This is a genomic window from Paenibacillus sp. CF095 (assembly GCF_900101225.1).
GTDB lineage: Bacteria > Bacillota > Bacilli > Paenibacillales > Paenibacillaceae > Paenibacillus.
Genome location: NZ_FMZN01000001.1, coordinates 2,073,512 through 2,091,248, shown reverse-complemented (window position 1 = coordinate 2,091,248; position 17,737 = coordinate 2,073,512). Strand labels below are relative to the sequence as shown.

General features: G+C 44.6%; 15 protein-coding genes. 12 read left to right on the top strand and 3 right to left on the bottom strand.

Features of this window, described 5'->3' with window-relative positions; all coding sequences use genetic code 11:
• Positions 1 to 19: 19 nt before the first annotated feature.
• The gene (locus tag BLS69_RS09045) at positions 20 to 988 is read right to left on the bottom strand and encodes a DMT family transporter (protein ID WP_091030590.1); all 969 of its coding nucleotides are present in this window, start codon (positions 986 to 988) and stop codon (positions 20 to 22) included.
• Positions 989 to 1,248: 260 nt separating this feature from the next.
• Between BLS69_RS09045 and BLS69_RS09040 the strand changes: the two genes are divergently transcribed.
• From BLS69_RS09040 to glyA, 9 genes are all read left to right on the top strand, one after another.
• Entirely contained in the window at positions 1,249 to 2,238 is a 990-nt protein-coding gene (locus tag BLS69_RS09040; RefSeq protein ID WP_091030588.1) for a LacI family DNA-binding transcriptional regulator, read from the top strand.
• Positions 2,231 to 3,109, top strand: coding sequence for a ribokinase (gene rbsK / locus BLS69_RS09035; RefSeq protein ID WP_091030586.1), 879 nt, complete (start codon positions 2,231 to 2,233; stop codon positions 3,107 to 3,109). The genes BLS69_RS09040 and rbsK overlap by 8 nt, the downstream gene beginning before the upstream one ends.
• Positions 3,109 to 3,510, top strand: a complete 402-nt coding sequence (gene rbsD / locus BLS69_RS09030) for a D-ribose pyranase (protein WP_091030583.1) — start codon at positions 3,109 to 3,111, stop codon at positions 3,508 to 3,510. Before rbsK ends, rbsD begins: the two co-directional genes overlap by 1 nt.
• Positions 3,511 to 3,524: 14 nt before the next feature.
• Positions 3,525 to 5,006, top strand: coding sequence for a sugar ABC transporter ATP-binding protein (locus tag BLS69_RS09025; protein WP_091030581.1), 1,482 nt, complete (start codon positions 3,525 to 3,527; stop codon positions 5,004 to 5,006).
• A 10-nt stretch (positions 5,007 to 5,016) separates the two neighbouring features.
• The gene (rbsC, locus tag BLS69_RS09020) at positions 5,017 to 5,979 is read left to right on the top strand and encodes an ABC transporter permease subunit (RefSeq protein WP_371129067.1); all 963 of its coding nucleotides are present in this window, start codon (positions 5,017 to 5,019) and stop codon (positions 5,977 to 5,979) included.
• A gap of 14 nt (positions 5,980 to 5,993) precedes the next feature.
• Positions 5,994 to 6,926, top strand: coding sequence for a ribose ABC transporter substrate-binding protein RbsB (gene rbsB, locus BLS69_RS09015; protein WP_091030579.1), 933 nt, complete (start codon positions 5,994 to 5,996; stop codon positions 6,924 to 6,926).
• Between the two features lie 325 nt (positions 6,927 to 7,251).
• Complete coding sequence (locus BLS69_RS09010) at positions 7,252 to 7,995, top strand: YggS family pyridoxal phosphate-dependent enzyme (protein WP_091030576.1); 744 nt, start codon at positions 7,252 to 7,254, stop codon at positions 7,993 to 7,995.
• Positions 7,996 to 8,014: 19 nt separating this feature from the next.
• Positions 8,015 to 9,220 (top strand): benzoate/H(+) symporter BenE family transporter, encoded by a 1,206-nt coding sequence (locus BLS69_RS09005; protein ID WP_091030574.1) that lies wholly within the window; start codon positions 8,015 to 8,017, stop codon positions 9,218 to 9,220.
• A gap of 25 nt (positions 9,221 to 9,245) precedes the next feature.
• Complete coding sequence (glyA, locus tag BLS69_RS09000; protein WP_091030571.1) at positions 9,246 to 10,490, top strand: serine hydroxymethyltransferase; 1,245 nt, start codon at positions 9,246 to 9,248, stop codon at positions 10,488 to 10,490.
• A gap of 134 nt (positions 10,491 to 10,624) precedes the next feature.
• Here glyA and BLS69_RS08995 read toward each other — a convergent pair whose 3' ends face one another.
• Complete coding sequence (locus BLS69_RS08995; protein ID WP_091030568.1) at positions 10,625 to 11,245, bottom strand: NAD(P)-dependent oxidoreductase; 621 nt, start codon at positions 11,243 to 11,245, stop codon at positions 10,625 to 10,627.
• Positions 11,246 to 11,290: 45 nt separating this feature from the next.
• Entirely contained in the window at positions 11,291 to 12,721 is a 1,431-nt protein-coding gene (locus BLS69_RS08990) for a MocR-like pyridoxine biosynthesis transcription factor PdxR (protein WP_091030565.1), read from the bottom strand.
• A gap of 284 nt (positions 12,722 to 13,005) precedes the next feature.
• Between BLS69_RS08990 and BLS69_RS08985 the strand changes: the two genes are divergently transcribed.
• From BLS69_RS08985 to BLS69_RS08975, 3 genes are all read left to right on the top strand, one after another.
• A complete protein-coding gene (locus BLS69_RS08985; RefSeq protein ID WP_091030563.1) occupies positions 13,006 to 15,111 on the top strand; it encodes a serine hydrolase domain-containing protein in 2,106 nt (701 codons plus the stop codon).
• A gap of 344 nt (positions 15,112 to 15,455) precedes the next feature.
• A complete protein-coding gene (locus BLS69_RS08980; RefSeq protein WP_076327609.1) occupies positions 15,456 to 16,904 on the top strand; it encodes an amino acid ABC transporter substrate-binding protein/permease in 1,449 nt (482 codons plus the stop codon).
• Positions 16,897 to 17,625 (top strand): amino acid ABC transporter ATP-binding protein, encoded by a 729-nt coding sequence (locus tag BLS69_RS08975; protein ID WP_091030560.1) that lies wholly within the window; start codon positions 16,897 to 16,899, stop codon positions 17,623 to 17,625. Before BLS69_RS08980 ends, BLS69_RS08975 begins: the two co-directional genes overlap by 8 nt.
• The last annotated feature ends 112 nt before the right edge of the window (positions 17,626 to 17,737 follow it).

Genomic DNA, 17,737 nt, shown 5'->3' with positions numbered 1-17,737 from the left:
CCATGAGATGGACTGTAGTCTATTTTATTGGAGTGTTATTAGAGCTTTGCACAGAACGCACACGATTGACTAAATAAATGCCGACCGACACGAACAGTAATGCAGCCAGGTTTTTTAGCTCGAAAATCGTTTCGCCTAAGAATAAAGCCGATAATAATGCTCCAAACACAGGGATAAGGAAGTTGTATACAGACACTCTTCCGACCTTATTGTATTTGAGAAGCAGATTCCATAGACAAAATGCAACGGATGACAGCAAGGCCAAGTAAATCAAGTTACTGGTGGATTCCAAGGTGAAATGGGTAACCCGACCACCGAGTAAGAGACCTAATAGCGTAAGTACCAATCCCCCGACGAATAAGCTGACACCTGTGATAATCAGAACATCGATCGTAGCAGTGAGACGTTTTGCGTAAAGGGCCGTAACGGAAAAAACAAGTGCAGCTATAATAACAAACCCTTCACCTGTGAACGAAAAGGAAAAAGCAAGCAGATCCGTATGGAAGTTTACGATGATCACACCGACAAATCCAAGCAAGCAGCCAACGATTTTATTTCTGCTTAACTTGTCGTTTTTATAGATGAAATGGGCCAGAACAACACTAAAAAAGGTCGTCGTTGCATTCATAATGGAGCCTTTGACACCCGTTGTATTGGCTACACCAACGTAAAAAAACATATATTGCAAACCGGTTTGCAATATACCTAGCATGATGAGGCTTGTCCACTGTGGTCTGGACAATTGGAGCTTCTCTTTTCTAACGATACGAGACAGGAGCAAGAGCAGCAAGCCCGCCAGTGTAAATCGGTATCCTGCAAATACATACTTGGAAGCAATATCTTCCGGAAGAATGTTAAATGCGATATATCCAAGTTTGATGGATGGGTACGCACTTCCCCATAACAAACAACACAGGCTTGCCACGAGCATGACAAAAATAGGATCACTAAATTTACTCGGTTTCTCAAGGGTATTTCTCTCTATCACTTTCGATCTTCTCCTCACATTTCATGTACATATGTATGTATGAATCTAATATCTTCACTGACCATATCACATAACGCCAATGTTTGTAATGATAATTAATAAACCGCTTCTCCAGGACAGGAAGAAACCATGATACAGATGAATTCTAGTGCACTTTCGTGTGTACTTGGATAAATTTCCAGTACGAAAACGCTTGTCAAATTGAAAATAATATGATAATTTAATGTCTGTAACCGGTTACACATAGAGGAGAGCAACTTATGACAACAATTAAAGACGTAGCTCAACTGGCTGGCGTATCTGTTGCCACCGTATCCAGAGTCATTAATGATAGAGGTTATGTTCATGCCGACACACGCAAGAAAGTGGAAGATGCTGTGAAGGCGCTTAATTTTTCGCCAAATGAAGTGGCACGCTCATTATATAAACGTAAGTCCAAACTGATTGGCCTGTTGTTGCCGGATATTGCCAACCCTTACTTCCCGCAGTTGGCCCGCGGGGTAGAGGACCGGATGCAGGAACAGGATTACAGACTGATATTCGGAAATAGTGATGAGGATGAACGGAAGGAGCAAGATTACATCCAGACGTTTATCCAGAACAATGTGGTCGGTGTGATCTCTTCAACGAACTACCCTCATTCTTCAATATATGAAAAACTGAAGATTCCCGTCGTGTTTCTGGACAGAACTTCATTGGATCGTCCATCCGTGTATGCGGATGGCAGGGAAGGTGGAAGACTAGCTGCAAGGGAGATTATCAAACGTGGCAGTCGCCGGATCACGGTTATGCAAGGACCGTCACAGATCAGACCGGCTCAGGATCGCTTTGAAGGAGCGATTGAAATCATCCGTGATGCTGGGCTAGACTACCGGGTAATCAAGACAACCTCATTTTCAATTAACGAGGCGGGTGTATGGGCTGAAGAATTATTCAGGAAGTACGCGGACACAGACGGGGTCATTGCCAGCAATGACATCGCAGCCATGGCAGTACTGCATGAGGCATCACGAATCGGAAAAAAAGTTCCTGATGACGTACAAGTGATTGGTTTCGATGATATTCCGATGAGCAGCCTGTTATCGCCGGCATTGTCCACCATCCATCAGCCAGCATACGAGATGGGAAGAGAAGCGGCGGGATTACTTATCCAGCTTGTCGAACAAGCTGCAATAGAGAACAAAAACATACAGTTGCCCGTAAGTTTCATCGAACGGGGCACTACTAGAAAGGTGAAATCAGATGGCTAAAATATGTGTAATAGGAAGCAGTTCAATGGATCTGGTTGTTACTTCGTCAAGACGGCCGGGGGCGGGTGAAACCGTTCTTGGCGACAGCTTCAAAACGGTCCCTGGCGGTAAGGGAGCCAATCAGGCTGTTGCCGCTGCACGACTGGGTGCCGAGGTTGCGATGATCGGCCGGGTAGGCGACGATGCTTTTGGCAAAGATATTTTAGAGAACTTCAGAGCAAATGCTGTAAATACGCAAAATGTGAAACCGGTTACACATTTAGAAAGCGGAACGGCTCATATCATTCTGGCAGAAGGTGATAATAGTATCGTAGTGGTTGAAGCGGCCAATCGAGAAGTCACTCCTGCATATGTCGATGAGGCAGCTGAAGTAATTCGAAACGCAGATATCGTGCTGATTCAGCAGGAAATTCCGGAGGAAACGGTTGTTCATGTAAGTACATTATGTGCAGAATTCGGAACACCGCTGTTGCTTAATCCCGCACCGGCGAGAACATTACCGCAAGAAGTGATCGACAATGCCGCATATATCACGCCGAACGAGCATGAAGCCGAGATTTTGTTTCAGGGTATGAGTCCGGCACAGGCATTACGTCAGTATCCTAACAAGTTGTTCATCACGGAGGGCAGTAAAGGTGTACGTTACTTTGATGGCACTGAGGAAATTCTAGTCCCAACTTATAAAGTTGAGGCTGTCGATACTACTGGGGCAGGAGATACGTTCAACGCCGCATTTGCAGTTGCTTTGGCTGAAGGAAAAGCGTTGCAAGAGAGTATACGCTTCGCCAATCGGGCTGCATCGTTGTCCGTCACCAAGTTCGGAGCGCAGGGCGGTATGCCAACGCGTGATGAAGTAGAGGAGAGCTTGTAATGAAAAGAAATGGCATGTTGAATAGTCACATTTCCAAGATTTTGTCTGATCTGGGCCATACGGACATGATTGCGATTGCGGATGCAGGTCTGCCAGTACCGGACGGGGTACTCAAAATTGATCTGGCCCTCAAACTGGGAACACCAAGTTTTCGCGAAGTGGTGGAAGTGATTGCAGAAGATATGGTCATTGAGAAAGTCATTGTGGCTGAAGAGATTCGCGAAGGTAATCCCGTAGCCATTCAATTCATCACAGAGAAATTCGGGGTAGAAGCAATCGATGCTTCCGTCAGCCATGAACAATTCAAAGCATTAACTCGGCAGGTGAAAGCGGTCATCCGCACAGGTGAAGCCACACCCTATGCCAATTGCATTTTACAATCGGGAGTCCATTTCGGTTAAAAGGAGGTTACGTAATGCACATTCAGATGCAAGACATTCATAAAGCGTTTGGAACGAATCAGGTGCTGAGCGGAGTGGATTTTGAACTAAAAGATGGTGAGGTTCATGCCCTGATGGGGGAGAATGGAGCCGGCAAATCCACGCTGATGAACATTCTGATTGGTCTTCATCAGCGTGATCAGGGAACCATCACCATAGACGGAGAAGAAAACTATTTTGCAAGTCCAAAGGAAGCCGAGAAACTGGGTATCACATTCATACATCAGGAGCTGAACGTATGGCCTGAAATGACGGTGCTGGATAATCTCTTTATCGGTAAGGAACTGACATCATCCATCGGGTTGCTTAATACAAGACAAATGAAAGCGCTCGCCAAAGAACAGTTCGCTAAACTTTCTGTAGACATACCACTGGAACGTCCTGCCGGAGAGTGCTCTGTCGGGCAGCAACAGATGATCGAGATTGCCAAAGCACTAATGACTGATGCCAAGGTCATCATTATGGACGAGCCAACAGCAGCACTTACGGAGCGCGAGATCCAGAAGTTGTTTGGTGTAATCAGCTCGCTGAAGAAGGAAGGCGTATCCATCGTGTATATTTCTCACCGAATGGAGGAGATATTCACGATCTGTGACCGGATTACCATCATGCGTGACGGAAGAACGGTAGACACCCAAGCCATTCCACAGACAAGCTTTGATGAAGTCGTTCGGAAAATGGTAGGTCGTGAACTTACCGAGCGTTACCCTGTCCGGAATCCTTCTTATGGTGAAGTTGTCCTGGAAGTAAGGAATGCAAGCAGCAAAGGGTTATTCGAGAATATTAACTTCACCGTGAGAGCGGGGGAGATCCTCGGATTCTCAGGACTTATGGGTTCTGGACGAACAGAGATCATGAGAACCATCTTTGGCTTGGATACGTTGGATAGCGGTGAAATCTTCATCCGCGGGAAAAAAGTAAACATTCGTAAACCGGCAGATGCCGTGAAACATGGAATCGGGTTTATTACAGAAGACCGCAAGGATGAGGGGCTGGTGTTAGACTTTTCTATTCGAGAAAATATGGCGTTGACGAATCTGTTCAGTTTCTCAAACAAAGGTTTCATTTCAGCTTCGAAAGAACAAGACTTCGTAGATACATTGATCAAACGTCTACAGATCAAAACACAATCCTCCGAAACGGCAGCAAGGAATCTATCCGGGGGTAACCAGCAAAAGGTGGTTATCGCGAAATGGGTTGGTATCGGTCCAAGCGTACTTATCCTGGATGAACCCACACGCGGAGTGGATGTTGGAGCGAAGCGCGAAATCTATGAATTGATGAATGAACTGACAGACCGCGGTGTTGCAATCATCATGGTATCGTCGGAGCTACCTGAAGTGCTTGGCATGAGCGACCGAATCGCAGTTGTGCATGAAGGACACATCAGTGGCGAGGTTGCAAGGGAAGTAGCAACACAAGAACACATTATGACATTGGCCACAGGGGGACAGTGATATGACAACAATGCAGGAAAACAAAACGGCTAAAAGCGGCTTCCGTTTCTCAAGTGTGATACAAAAATTAGGACCGCTGCTCGGTTTAATCATTCTTATTCTCATCGTATCGGTGTTGAATCCAAGTTTCTTGGAACCGCTTAATATCTTAAATTTATTGCGTCAAGTCTCGATTAATGCGCTGATTGCTTTCGGTATGACGTTTGTTATCCTGACGGGTGGAATCGATCTGTCGGTCGGCTCGATCCTGGCTTTATCCAGTGCTTTTGTAGCAAACATGATGTTGTCCGGACTGGACCCGATCTTGTCCATCATTATCGGTGTAGCGCTCGGTGGTGTCATGGGTATGGTGAACGGACTGATGATTACCAAAGGCAGAATGGCTCCGTTTATCGCTACATTGGCAACGATGACCATATTCAGAGGACTGACGTTGGTGTACACGAACGGTAATCCAATTACAGGACTTGGGGATAACCTGTTATTCCAACTGTTCGGCCGTGGTTACCTGCTTGGCATTCCCGTACCTGCAATTACGATGCTGATTACCTTCATGATTCTATGGATTGTTTTGCATAAAACGGCTTTTGGCCGCAAAACGTACGCTATCGGCGGTAATGAGAAAGCTTCCATTATCTCAGGTATCAAAGTGAATCGCGTGAAAATTATGATCTACTCCCTGACAGGTATGCTCGCTGCTCTGGCAGGTGCAATTCTGACATCGCGTTTGAATTCAGCGCAACCAACGGCAGGTACATCCTACGAGCTGGATGCGATCGCAGCGGTTGTATTGGGTGGTACAAGTCTTGCTGGAGGACGAGGACGCATCGTTGGTACACTGATCGGTGTTCTGATTATCGGCGTGTTGAATAATGGATTGAACTTGCTTGAAGTAAACTCATTTTATCAAATGGTTGTAAAAGGTATCGTCATCGCCATTGCCGTCCTGCTGGACCGCAAGAAAACAGCATAAGGAGAGAAGCGAATATGAAAAAGTGGACTGTAACACTCATAAGTATGCTGATGATCATCGTTCTGGCCGGGTGCTCTCTGGAGCCACCGGAATGGGCCAAACCTAACCCAAACAAAAGTAACGGACAGAAGAAAATAGGTTTGTCGATATCTACACTTAACAATCCATTCTTTGTATCACTGAAGGATGGAGTCATGGCTGAAGCCAAAAAACAGGGAGTACAGGTCATCGTGGTGGATGCGCAGAATGATTCGGCCAAACAAACCAATGATGTGGATGATCTCATTCAGCAAGGCGTTAGTGCACTTCTGATTAACCCTGCGGACTCTGCAGCGATCTCCACAGCGGTTCAATCCGCTAATAGTGTGGGCATTCCTGTAATCACGCTGGATCGCTCCGCAGATAAAGGCGAAGTGGCGGCACTAGTGGCATCGGATAACGTTAAAGGCGGACGCATGGCAGCTGAATACTTTGTTGAACAACTGGGTGAGGGAGCAAAAGTCATTGAACTTGAGGGTGTACCTGGCGCTTCCGCAACAAGAGAACGAGGTAAAGGTTTCCATGAAGTGGCTGACAAGCAACTCGATGTAGTTTCCAAACAATCTGCTGATTTCGATCGGTCCAAAGGATTAAATGTCATGGAGAATCTGCTTCAGGGTAATCCTGACGTGCAGGCAGTATTTGCCCATAATGATGAGATGGCACTTGGTGCGATTGAAGCGATTCAAAGCTCAGGTAAAGACATTCCGGTCATCGGATTCGATGGCAATGATGATGCAATCAAATCCATTCAGGATGGGAAATTGACGGCAACAGTCGCTCAGCAGCCTATACTGATTGGCCAACTGGCGCTGCAAGCAGCTCTGGATGTGCTCAGTGGCAAGCAGGTGGAGTCATCGATTCCTGCTGAATTGAAGCTGGTAACCAAGGAAAATGTGAACGAGTAAATCATCATAAAACATGTTTTTCGTTTTGGACATGAACATAGGACTAAACCAAGCCGCTAAATTAGCGGCTTTTTTCATTTCAGAAGAAGCGTGCGGGCATCACATCAATCAGATTATTGACTTTTAAAAGCATATTAAAGGAACCCCAATTGAATTAATGTCCACTTTGTCGTTTTGGACTGCTCAAAAGTAGCATTTTTGGATATGTATATCCAATCCATGCGTTGCTATACTAGCATGAGTTTCCACACAGTCTTCACAATACATAAGGAGGAGCTAATCTCATTGATTCATTCCTGTTTGGAATAGAAAGAAGGTGGCTGACATGAAACATCTAGTAGAAGAAAATCTTCAAGCTGTAAGACAGCAAATGGCATTGGCCTGCCAGGCTTCAGGTCGCAACATAGAGGACATCAAGTTGTTGCTCGCGACCAAGACGGTTCCGTTAGAGAAATTACAAATAGCTATTCAAGCAGGTGAGGTCCTGTTTGGAGAAAACAAAGCTCAAGAACTCCGAGACAAATTCCCACTCATGGAACAAAGCAAGCAGGTGGAATGGCATTTTATCGGACATCTGCAAACAAATAAAGTAAAGGACGTTGTTAAATATGTTACGCTCATCCATTCCGTAGATCGTCTGAAACTGGGTCAAGCGTTACATAACCAGCTTCTCAAAGAGAATAAGACCTTAGACATTCTTGTGCAAATTAATACGTCCTACGAAGAAAGTAAATTTGGTGCCTCTCCAGAAACAGCCGCCAAGCTTGTAGAACAGTTGTCTCAATTCGAGACATTAAATGTGAAAGGTTTAATGACCATTGGAAAACTGAATGCGACAAACGAAGAAACACGACATTGTTTTCGATTGTTAAACCAGATCCGTACACAGATTAAAGAGAAAAATATTCCACGCGTAGAAATGGATATTTTATCGATGGGTATGTCTGGTGACTTCCAAGTCGCTATTGAAGAAGGAGCTACAATGATACGTGTAGGGACAAGTGTATTTGGTCAACGCTATTTACCGGACGAGTATTACTGGAATGAAAACACACGCATCGATGATTAAGTGAGAGGTAGTGTTAAATATGAAGACAGCATCCCCTTCGTTACGTGGCCGTGATTTGATATCGCCGGTGATCGCCGCTTTAATATCCGTAATTGTTAATTACGGGGGTACGTTTATCCTTGTTTTTCAAGCTGCAAAAGTGGCTGGTTTAAGCCCGGAAATGACCGCTTCCTGGATTTGGTCCATCTCGATTGGGGTAGGAGTAACAGGAATCTGGCTCAGTTATCGATATAAGGAACCGATTATTACAGCCTGGTCTACACCGGGTGTGGCGTTTCTCGTTTCAGCATTAGCGGTAACCCCTTATCCAGAAGCTATTGGTGCTTATATGATTTCAGCAGTCGGATTTATTATTTTAGGTTTGTCAGGCATGTTTGAACGTTTCGTTCGACTTATTCCCCCAGGCATCGCCTCCGGATTGTTAGCAGGTATTTTGCTACAGTTTGGAATATCGGCCTTTGGAGGGGCGAAGGTAGATCCTTTGCTTGTGATTGTACTGTTTGCAGGCTATATCGTGCTAAGAAGGTTTACTTCCCGTTACGCCATTGTTGGCATATTGGCAATCGGTTTGATTTATTTGATATGCATGGGGAAAACAGATTTCAGTACAATCCAATTGGCTGTAGCATCGCCTGTATTTGTTGTTCCAGCATTTTCGTTAAATGCTTTACTTGGCGTTGCGCTACCGCTGTTCATTATTACCTTGACAGGGCAGTATATGCCCGGAATGCTTGTTCTGCGTAATGATGGATTCAAGACAAGTGCCAATCCCATTTTAGCTGTAACAGGTTTGGGTTCGCTTCTAGCAGCCCCATTCGGATCACATGCTTTTAATGTGGCAGCTATTACAGCAGCGATTTGTACAGGGAAAGATGCACATGAGGATTCAACGAAGCGGTATATTGCAGGTATTGCCTGTGGTGTTTTTTATATTTTTGTCGGTATTTTTGGCGTAACATTGGCTGCTCTGTTTTTGATTCTTCCTGCTACCTTTATTGCAACATTAGCGGGATTGGCCTTACTTGGAACCATCGGTGGCAGTCTTGCCAATGCATTAACGGACCCTAAGGGACGTGAAACTGCATTGATTACTTTTTTGGCGACAGCAGCGAATGTGACTTTGCTTGGTGTTGGTGGTGCATTTTGGGGACTGTTTGCAGGAATGATGGCACATCTACTGATGAATAGTAAATTTCCCAAAAAACAATTTGGAACGAATAGATAACCGTAATATTGAGAGGAAGATGTTCATGAAACATTTGGGGAAGCAAGATAAAGTCGTAGGAAATGCTATCCAGCAAGAGCTTGCAAGGCAGCGGGATAGGATAGAACTGATTGCTTCAGAGAATTTTGTAAGTCAAGCTGTGATGGAAGCAACAGGTTCGGTATTGACCAATAAATATGCGGAGGGGTATCCTGGCCGAAGATATTATGGCGGGTGTGAGCATGTCGATACAGTCGAAGAGATAGCAAATAGCCGCCTTAAATCACTTTTTGGCGCTGAACATGCGAATGTGCAGCCTCACTCCGGTTCTCAGGCCAACATGGCAGTATATTTTGCCTCGGTTGAGATTGGGGACACAATACTTGGCATGAATCTATCCCAAGGTGGTCATCTAACACACGGAAGTACTGTTAATTTTTCAGGTAGGTTTTACAATTTTGTTCCATATGGTGTCGATGCACAGACGGGCCGCATTGACTTTGACGAAGTACGTAAACTTGCTTATAAATATCGTCCACGCATGATTGTTGCAGGTGGAAGTGCATACCCGCGGACCATTGAGTTTGAATTATTTGCCCAGATTGCCGCCGAAGTGGGAGCTCTTTTCTTTGTAGATATGGCGCATATAGCAGGAATTGTTGCGGCAGGTTTGCATCCTAACCCGGTACCACATGCCCATTTTGTCTCAACTACCACACACAAGACCTTACGAGGACCACGAGGGGGAGCCATTTTGTGCCGTGACTCTTGGGCAAAGGCGATCGACAAAGCTGTATTCCCGGGAACCCAGGGTGGGCCATTCATGCACGTTATCGCGGGGAAAGCGGTGGCATTAGGCGAGGCATTGCAATCCGATTTCACAACATATATTGAAGGTGTTCTGAATAACGCCAATGTATTGGCAGAAACTTTGATGAATGAAGGGCTCACTCTTGTATCTGGAGGAACAGATAATCATATCGTGTTGGTTGACTTACGAACTATGGGCCTTACAGGCAAAGAAGCCGAAGCTTTACTGGATGAAGTAGGGATTACGGCGAATAAAAATGCAATCCCTCACGATACGGCAAGTCCTTTGGTTACAAGCGGTATTCGTTTTGGAACTCCGGCTATGACTTCAAGAGGGCTTGGATCCAGGGAAATGAAAGAAATTGCTCAGCTGATAGGGCTTGCTTTTAAAAATCCAAAGAACTCGGATGTAAAAAATCAAATATCAGGTAATGTCCGTGAAATCACTTCGCAATTTCCTCTATATGAAGGACTTAAATAGCTCAACAGCAGACACAAATAGAGCCTGCAATTGTTCCTAATGGATAACAATTGCAGGCTCGTAATTTGCTTGTTTATATTGAAACTTACTTTTTTGAACGAAGAGATATACCTTAATTGAGATTTAGAGACGCCCTAGTAGGCTATACCTACACGAGACTGTACATAGTCATCAGACATTAATTGCTGATAAGCAAACTCCGCAGTATCGATTACAGATATAGAAGTTCCGCCGTCAGGCAAATAGTCACGCTCAACCCGGTATTTACCGAGAGATTCTCCATCAAATAAGTAGGTAGGACACACGATGGTCCATTCTAACTCTGAAGCCTTGAGAATGTTGTACATCTCCAGATGCTCCTCAGCGCCTCGCGTGGACTTACGTTTGGACTCAGGGGATTGAAAACGTAGCAAGCCAGAATCCGTTCGACTTTCCAATATTCCTGCTGTACCAATGGTAATGATTCTTTTGATACGCTCCTGAGCCATAACCTCAACAATATGTCCCATGGATTGCGATAATGTAGTCGTTCCGTCGGTACTTAAGGAACTAACAACGAGATCCACACCCTGTATGGCGTGATGAATATCCTCTTTGACTAAAGCGTTTCCTTGATGCAGAACAAAATTGTCATCGCTGATTTGTACCTTTTCCGGGCTTCTAACCAGTGCAGTTACATGGTGATTGGAACGTAGGGCATTAGAGACGAAATGACTTCCAACCCGTCCGGTGGCTCCTAACACTAAAATTTTCATTACAAAAAACATCCTTTCGAATCCGATTGGAGAGCATCTTCTCCATCATAATACAATCTTTGCAAGCCGATATATGCCTTCCTCAATCTGATCCTCATCCACTTTTGCAAAACCTAATATCCATCCCTTTCGATGACTCTCCAAGCAATATCTGCTAAGCGGATACACGCGTACACCTTGATCAAGGGCAGCATTCGTCAGCGCTTCTTCGTCAAATGACGTTTCAGATTCTAGAAGCATATGTAATCCCGTTTCCACACCACTTAATGTAAATCGTGAGCCTAGCCCAGAAGCAACAATGGCTTTGGTCATGACTTCGTGTCTGCGTCGATATATGTTCCGAACTCTTCTCATATGGCGCATGAAATGACCACGTTCAATAAAGTGAGTAAGCGTTAATTGTTCCATAATCGGCAGATGACGATACGTTAGTTCGTGTACTTGGGTAAGGCGATCGATGGCTATTTTGGGGCCAATGATAGCGGATAGTCGAATGCCTGGTGCAACCATTTTGGAAAAACTCATCATATAAAGCGTATTCTGAGGTTGCTGACTAAATATAGTCGGAAGCGGATCTCCACGGTACCTAAATTCGCTATCGTAGTCATCCTCAACAATCCAATATCGATGATGAGCTGCCAAGTGCATCAATTGTTGCCTGCGTGGCTCCGACATAATAACACCAACGGCGCATTGATGAGAAGGTGTGACAAATACGAGTTTTGTCTGTGGGTGAATACGATCTACACATAATCCATACTCATCAACCGGAACGGGGTCGACTTGCATCCCTCGGTATTTCATCGCCATCCAAGCGGCAGGGAAGCCGGGATCTTCTACGGAAACTCTGTCTCCCTCACTTAAGAGTGCCTGGGCAATTAAATCAATACTATGTTGTGCACCTGAGGTTAACAAGATTTGATTAACATCGATATGAATGCCTCGTTCAAGTGACAAATAACGCTGAATCTGTCCTCTTAACGCCAGTAACCCTCTGGCATCACCATAAGCCCAAAGATCCAGATTAGGTTCAGTGGAAGCTTGTAAAAAGGATTGCCTCCAGGCTTTTGTGAAACTTTCATCCAGATAAGGCTCGTGGGGATTAAAATCAATTTCTATTTTGCGATTGTCTCTATTGCCAAACCAACTATGCAGATGACCAATCGATTCGTTTAGTGTAGGCAGTTCGGGCGGAATAGGCCCTTGCATCGTGACGTCTTCTGATGAACGAGGTGCATATGTCCAATCACTAACTCTTGTCCCGGCTCGTCGGGAGGTTACCGTATACCCTCGACTGAATAATTCCTCGTACACAATCTGTATGGTTGAGCGTGAAACACCAATTAATTGAGCAAGTTCGCGTGAGGGGAGTAGCAATTCGCCTGGTTGCCATTTCCCGGTTGTGATATTATGAATCGCTTGATCCAAAAGTTGCTGCCAGATCGGGCGTTGGTCATTCCGATTAACTTTTAGCATTGCTTCAACTCCATTACTCATGCTGAATTATGGACTGCATTTATTTATGTACTTAGCCATGTTATTGGCACTCCATTGATTGATATACCATTATAGCAAAAGTTTAATTTGCAAACAAAAAAAGCTGGACTAAAGCGATTTTTACCGTGTGTCCAACCTATTTGGGTTGGTCCTGCTTGGTTCATACTCGATTCATATTCAAGCCACAGACAGTTCATCTTCTTCGGTTACACTACGGGAGTACGAACACAGAGATTCCTAATCCATAGACTAGACAGGAGAAGATGAGATTGACACGAAAGAAACGAACTTCTATCGCCGCCATAACTTTGGTGTTTGCAATGATGTCCCCAATGTCGGCCATGGCCACACCCGCTACCAGTAACGGTAGTAGCCCTACGTATGATCTAACTAAAAAAGCAGTAAGTGCAAAGGCCAAGGTACTCACTGAATCATACGCTACGACAAGTGTGCAGTACGCGCTGATGGATGATGGCGAGATTGTGATCTCCGGTCAGGCAGGCAAAAATGATCTGAAAAACAACATCCCGCTTTCTTCAGATACCATGTATGGCATTGGTTCAACCAGTAAAATGGTGCTCACCACCGCCGTAATGAAGCTCGTTGATCAGGGCAAGATCGATCTTGATGAGCCTGTCGTGAAGTATATTCCAGACTTTAAAATGAAAGACAAGCGTTACCAACAGATTACACCACGCATGTTACTGAATCATTCATCCGGACTTCTCGGAACGTCAAGTAACAGTGCAATACTGTTTGGAGATAATGATACCTACGCGCATGATACGTTACTGGAACAATTGGCGACGCAACATTTGAAGGCCGATCCTGGCGCATACTCGGTGTATAGTAATGACGGTTTTACATTAGCTGAGATTCTGGTTGAGCGGGTTAGTGACATGAGCTTCACAACTTTCATGCACCGGTACATAACCGAACCTCTTGGTATGGCGCATACCAAAACACCGCAGGATATTGTGGACCTTAGCCAGATGGCAGCAACATATGCCCCTTTGCATGAGGAGCAACTCCCATTAGAGACTACAAATATGATTGCCTCGGGAGGCATCTATTCCACTGCTGAAGATCTGGTTCAGTTCTCGAAAATCTTTACAGGTGAGGTTAAAGGTGTTCTTTCGGAGGAATCCGTAGAGGCCATGGAGCAAGAAGAATACAAGAGAGGTATGTGGCCGGAAGAAGGCGATTCGTCTATTGGTTACGGCCTGGGCTGGGATAGCGTGAACCTGTTTCCTTTTAATGATTACGGCATCCAGGCAGTAAGCAAAGGCGGCAATACCATAACCTATCATTCCTCCTTGATTGTACTTCCGGAGTATAATATGGCTGCTGCGGTAACCTCTTCGGGTGGTCATAGCTCAACGGATCAATTGCTGGCAACTGAGCTGTTGCTTGGCGCGCTTGAGGAGAAAAATATCATTCCAGAGCGTAAGCCGGAGAAGTCTTATGATGCACCGGTGAAAACAACCATGCCGAAGGAACTTACACAGCACACTGGCATATACGCTGGTGGGGCAAACATGTTAATGAAGATGGACGTAAAAGATGATGGGCAATTAACGCTATCTAATCTGTCCTCTCCTAACAGTCCTGATCAGACCTATACGTACACCAATGATGGCTCATTTGTTAATGATGCGGCTACGGAAAAGCTGAAGTTCGTTCAGGAAGTCAATGGGAACACATATTTGTGGTCTCGCTTGTATCAGTCTATTCCTGGACTTGGACAAGTTGCTTCGTCGGAATATAAAGCAGAAAAGCTTGAAACCAATGAATTGTCTGCAGAAGTAAAGGCCGCATGGCAGAAACGGGAAGGCAAAGCCTACGTGTTGGTCAATGAAAAATACACATCAACACTGTACAACGCAGCGATGCCGATGATTCCCATTCATACTTTTAATGAGCTGCCTGGTTATATCTACACCAACAAAATTGTTGGAGCTAACCAAGCCGTGAACCAATTGCAAATTCCTGGATTAGCGGGCCGTGACACGATGGAGTTTAATTTCTATGAGGAAAATGGCGTGGAATATGTTACAGCTGGAGGCAACGTTTATGCTGCTCAAGACATCATCAAACCGATCTATGCGGGAAAACAATCGAAGACAACGATTCAGGCGAATGGTCATGCCACATGGTATTCGATTCCAGCATCAGCTGCAGGTAAAGAAATGACCGTCAAGATGCCTGCAAACAGCGCATTTTCTGTATACAACCAAGCGGGTGTAGGGATGAATCATACAGTGGTCAGTGGACAAAACGAAATTGTACTGCCTGAGAACGGAACCATTGTGTTCGCGGGTGAAGTGGGTTCGAAGTTCGAGATTGTATTGACAACCAGATCAAATTAATAGATGATAAAAAACTGTACAATAAAAAGTCGCGGAAATCGCGGCTTTTTTTGAGTTTTAAATTTTAAATAATACGTTTTAAAGTAAATGTACCTTTTTTCAGATTCACAATGTAATATTGGGTTTCGTAAAGCTTACCTAAAGGGTAAGTATTAAGAGGACTTTTACTGGTTGGAAAAAAATGATGGAGGAAAATGTTGCAAGTGGAAAGGCAAAGCATTGATTGTTAATATACAGTAAATAATAACAATCAAATGGGCAGAAGAACGACAAAAAGCATAACAGTAATACCGATTCCAAAGAAAATAATGATTATTCGGACAACACCGAGACGGGGAGGACACATGAAAACAACGAAGATCTCATTTTTTATACTTTCACTGATGCTGCTCCTGGTGAGCGGTCTATCAGGATGGGTAGGGAACGCTGCAGCAGCGTCCGATTCCGGTAAAACCTATGTTATCGGAACTGATGTCACATTTGCTCCATTCGAATATGAAGATGAGAATGGTGATTTTGTTGGTATCGACATGGATTTGCTGGATGCCATCGCCAAAGATCAAAATTTCAAGTATCAAATCAAATCCCTGGGATTTAACGCAGCTGTACAGGCACTTGAGGCGAATCAAGTCGATGGTGTGATCGCAGGGATGAGTATTACGGATGAGCGAAAAGCAAAATTTGATTTTTCTGATACTTATTTTGAATCAGGTGTCGTTATGGGTGTTAGTGCCAACAATGACACAATTAAGAGTTATGAAGACCTTCGTGGGCAGAAGGTAGCCGTGAAAACCGGAACAGAAGGGTTTAGTTTTGCAGAGTCCATTGCTTCAGAGTATGGATTTACGATCGTTCCGTTCGATGAGTCATACCAAATGTATGAGGATGTAAAAACCGGTAATTCCGTAGCCTGTTTTGAAGATTATCCTGTACTGGCCTATGGGGTTAATCAGAACAACGGTTTGAAAATTGTTACCGACAAAGAAGATGGCGCTCCTTATGGTTTTGCAGTAAGCAAGGGGAAAAACCAGGAGCTTCTGGAGATGTTTAATACAGGTCTCGCCAATATCAAAGCTAACGGTGAGTATAAACGCATTACCGAGACATATCTTGGTGAGAACGCTCCGACTGTTGCTAATCAAGGTCGCTGGGAGCTAATCCAGAAATCTCTTCCTGCACTTTTTAAAGGTCTGGGAAACACACTTTTATACACGATTGTGTCCCTGTTCTTTGCGTTTATCATTGGTCTGATTTTCGGATTTATGAAGGTGGGACAGAACAAATTCCTTCGTGGTGTTGCCACTGTATTTGTAGATATCTTCCGCGGCATTCCGCTGATTGTCCTGGCATTCTTTATTTATTTCGGGATTCCACAGGCGATGGGCTTCACGATGCCATTGTTCCTGGCGGCTATTCTGACACTTAGTCTGAATGCAGGGGCGTACGTAACCGAGATTATCCGAGGCGGGATTCAATCGATTGATCGTGGTCAGATGGAAGCTGCTCGTTCATTGGGCCTTCCTTATCGCAAAGCGATGATAAAGATCGTCATTCCGCAGGCAGTGCGGGTTATGATTCCGTCCTTCATTAACCAGATGGTTATCACGTTGAAGGATACGTCAATCTTGTCCGTTATTGGTCTCGTAGAGTTGACACAATCGGGTAAAATTGTTATTGCAAGAACGTTCTCCTCTTTTGATATTTGGTTAACGGTTGCGGTTATGTACCTGATTGTTATCATCACATTGACCAAAATTGCTGATTATCTGGAGGTGAAGGTTCGTCGTGGCTAAAATAAAAGTTGAAGGTTTGAAGAAAAGTTTCGGCACAAATCAGGTTCTCAAGGGAATTGATGTGGCGGTCAACGAAGGAGAAGTTGTCTGTGTCATCGGGCCTTCCGGTTCGGGAAAAAGTACCTTCTTGCGCTGTATCAATCAATTAGATGCCATTACGGCAGGCCGGGTTATCGTGGATGATCAGGATCTGAATGACCCTAAAACCAACCTGAACAAGGCTCGTGAAAATATTGGCATGGTATTTCAACATTTTAACTTGTTCCCTCATTTTAGTGTACTTAAAAACATCATGTTTGCGCCCAGAGAACTCGGGATATTAAATGCCCAGCAGGCGCGTGATACAGCACTCAAATTACTTGAGCGTGTGGGTCTGTCTGATAAAGCAGAGAGCTTCCCAACACAACTGTCAGGTGGACAAAAACAACGTGTAGCTATCGCTCGTGCGCTTGCTATGAATCCGGACGTTATGTTATTTGATGAACCAACTTCGGCGCTCGACCCTGAGATGGTAGGAGAAGTGCTTGGTGTTATGAAAGACCTCGCGAGCGAAGGCATGACGATGATGATCGTTACCCATGAGATGGGTTTTGCCCGCGAAGTAGCTGATCGTGTGATCTTCATGGACGGTGGTTATATCGTCGAGCAGGGCACTCCGGAAGAGATATTTGGAAATCCGAAGAATGAACGGACGATCAGCTTTTTGGAGAAGGTACTCTAGAACTGAATCGAGAATGAACACATTGAAAGTCGCTATTTTAAGCGGCTTTTTTTGTTATATTTATGAGGTGATATTATAGGTAGCGCTCCTTTCTTAAAAGATCAACCAAATA

What these genes read in the sequence shown, in the direction of transcription:
- BLS69_RS09040 (WP_091030588.1), top strand. Translation starts at nt 1,249, where the DNA reads ATGACAACAATTAAAGACGTAGCTCAACTGGCTGGCGTATCTGTTGCC.
- rbsK (WP_091030586.1), top strand. Translation starts at nt 2,231, where the DNA reads ATGGCTAAAATATGTGTAATAGGAAGCAGTTCAATGGATCTGGTTGTT.
- rbsD (WP_091030583.1), top strand. Translation starts at nt 3,109, where the DNA reads ATGAAAAGAAATGGCATGTTGAATAGTCACATTTCCAAGATTTTGTCT.
- BLS69_RS09025 (WP_091030581.1), top strand. Translation starts at nt 3,525, where the DNA reads ATGCACATTCAGATGCAAGACATTCATAAAGCGTTTGGAACGAATCAG.
- rbsC (WP_371129067.1), top strand. Translation starts at nt 5,017, where the DNA reads ATGCAGGAAAACAAAACGGCTAAAAGCGGCTTCCGTTTCTCAAGTGTG.
- rbsB (WP_091030579.1), top strand. Translation starts at nt 5,994, where the DNA reads ATGAAAAAGTGGACTGTAACACTCATAAGTATGCTGATGATCATCGTT.
- BLS69_RS09010 (WP_091030576.1), top strand. Translation starts at nt 7,252, where the DNA reads ATGAAACATCTAGTAGAAGAAAATCTTCAAGCTGTAAGACAGCAAATG.
- BLS69_RS09005 (WP_091030574.1), top strand. Translation starts at nt 8,015, where the DNA reads ATGAAGACAGCATCCCCTTCGTTACGTGGCCGTGATTTGATATCGCCG.
- glyA (WP_091030571.1), top strand. Translation starts at nt 9,246, where the DNA reads ATGAAACATTTGGGGAAGCAAGATAAAGTCGTAGGAAATGCTATCCAG.
- BLS69_RS08995 (WP_091030568.1), bottom strand. Translation starts at nt 11,245, where the DNA reads ATGAAAATTTTAGTGTTAGGAGCCACCGGACGGGTTGGAAGTCATTTC.
- BLS69_RS08990 (WP_091030565.1), bottom strand. Translation starts at nt 12,721, where the DNA reads ATGCTAAAAGTTAATCGGAATGACCAACGCCCGATCTGGCAGCAACTT.
- BLS69_RS08985 (WP_091030563.1), top strand. Translation starts at nt 13,006, where the DNA reads ATGAGATTGACACGAAAGAAACGAACTTCTATCGCCGCCATAACTTTG.
- BLS69_RS08980 (WP_076327609.1), top strand. Translation starts at nt 15,456, where the DNA reads ATGAAAACAACGAAGATCTCATTTTTTATACTTTCACTGATGCTGCTC.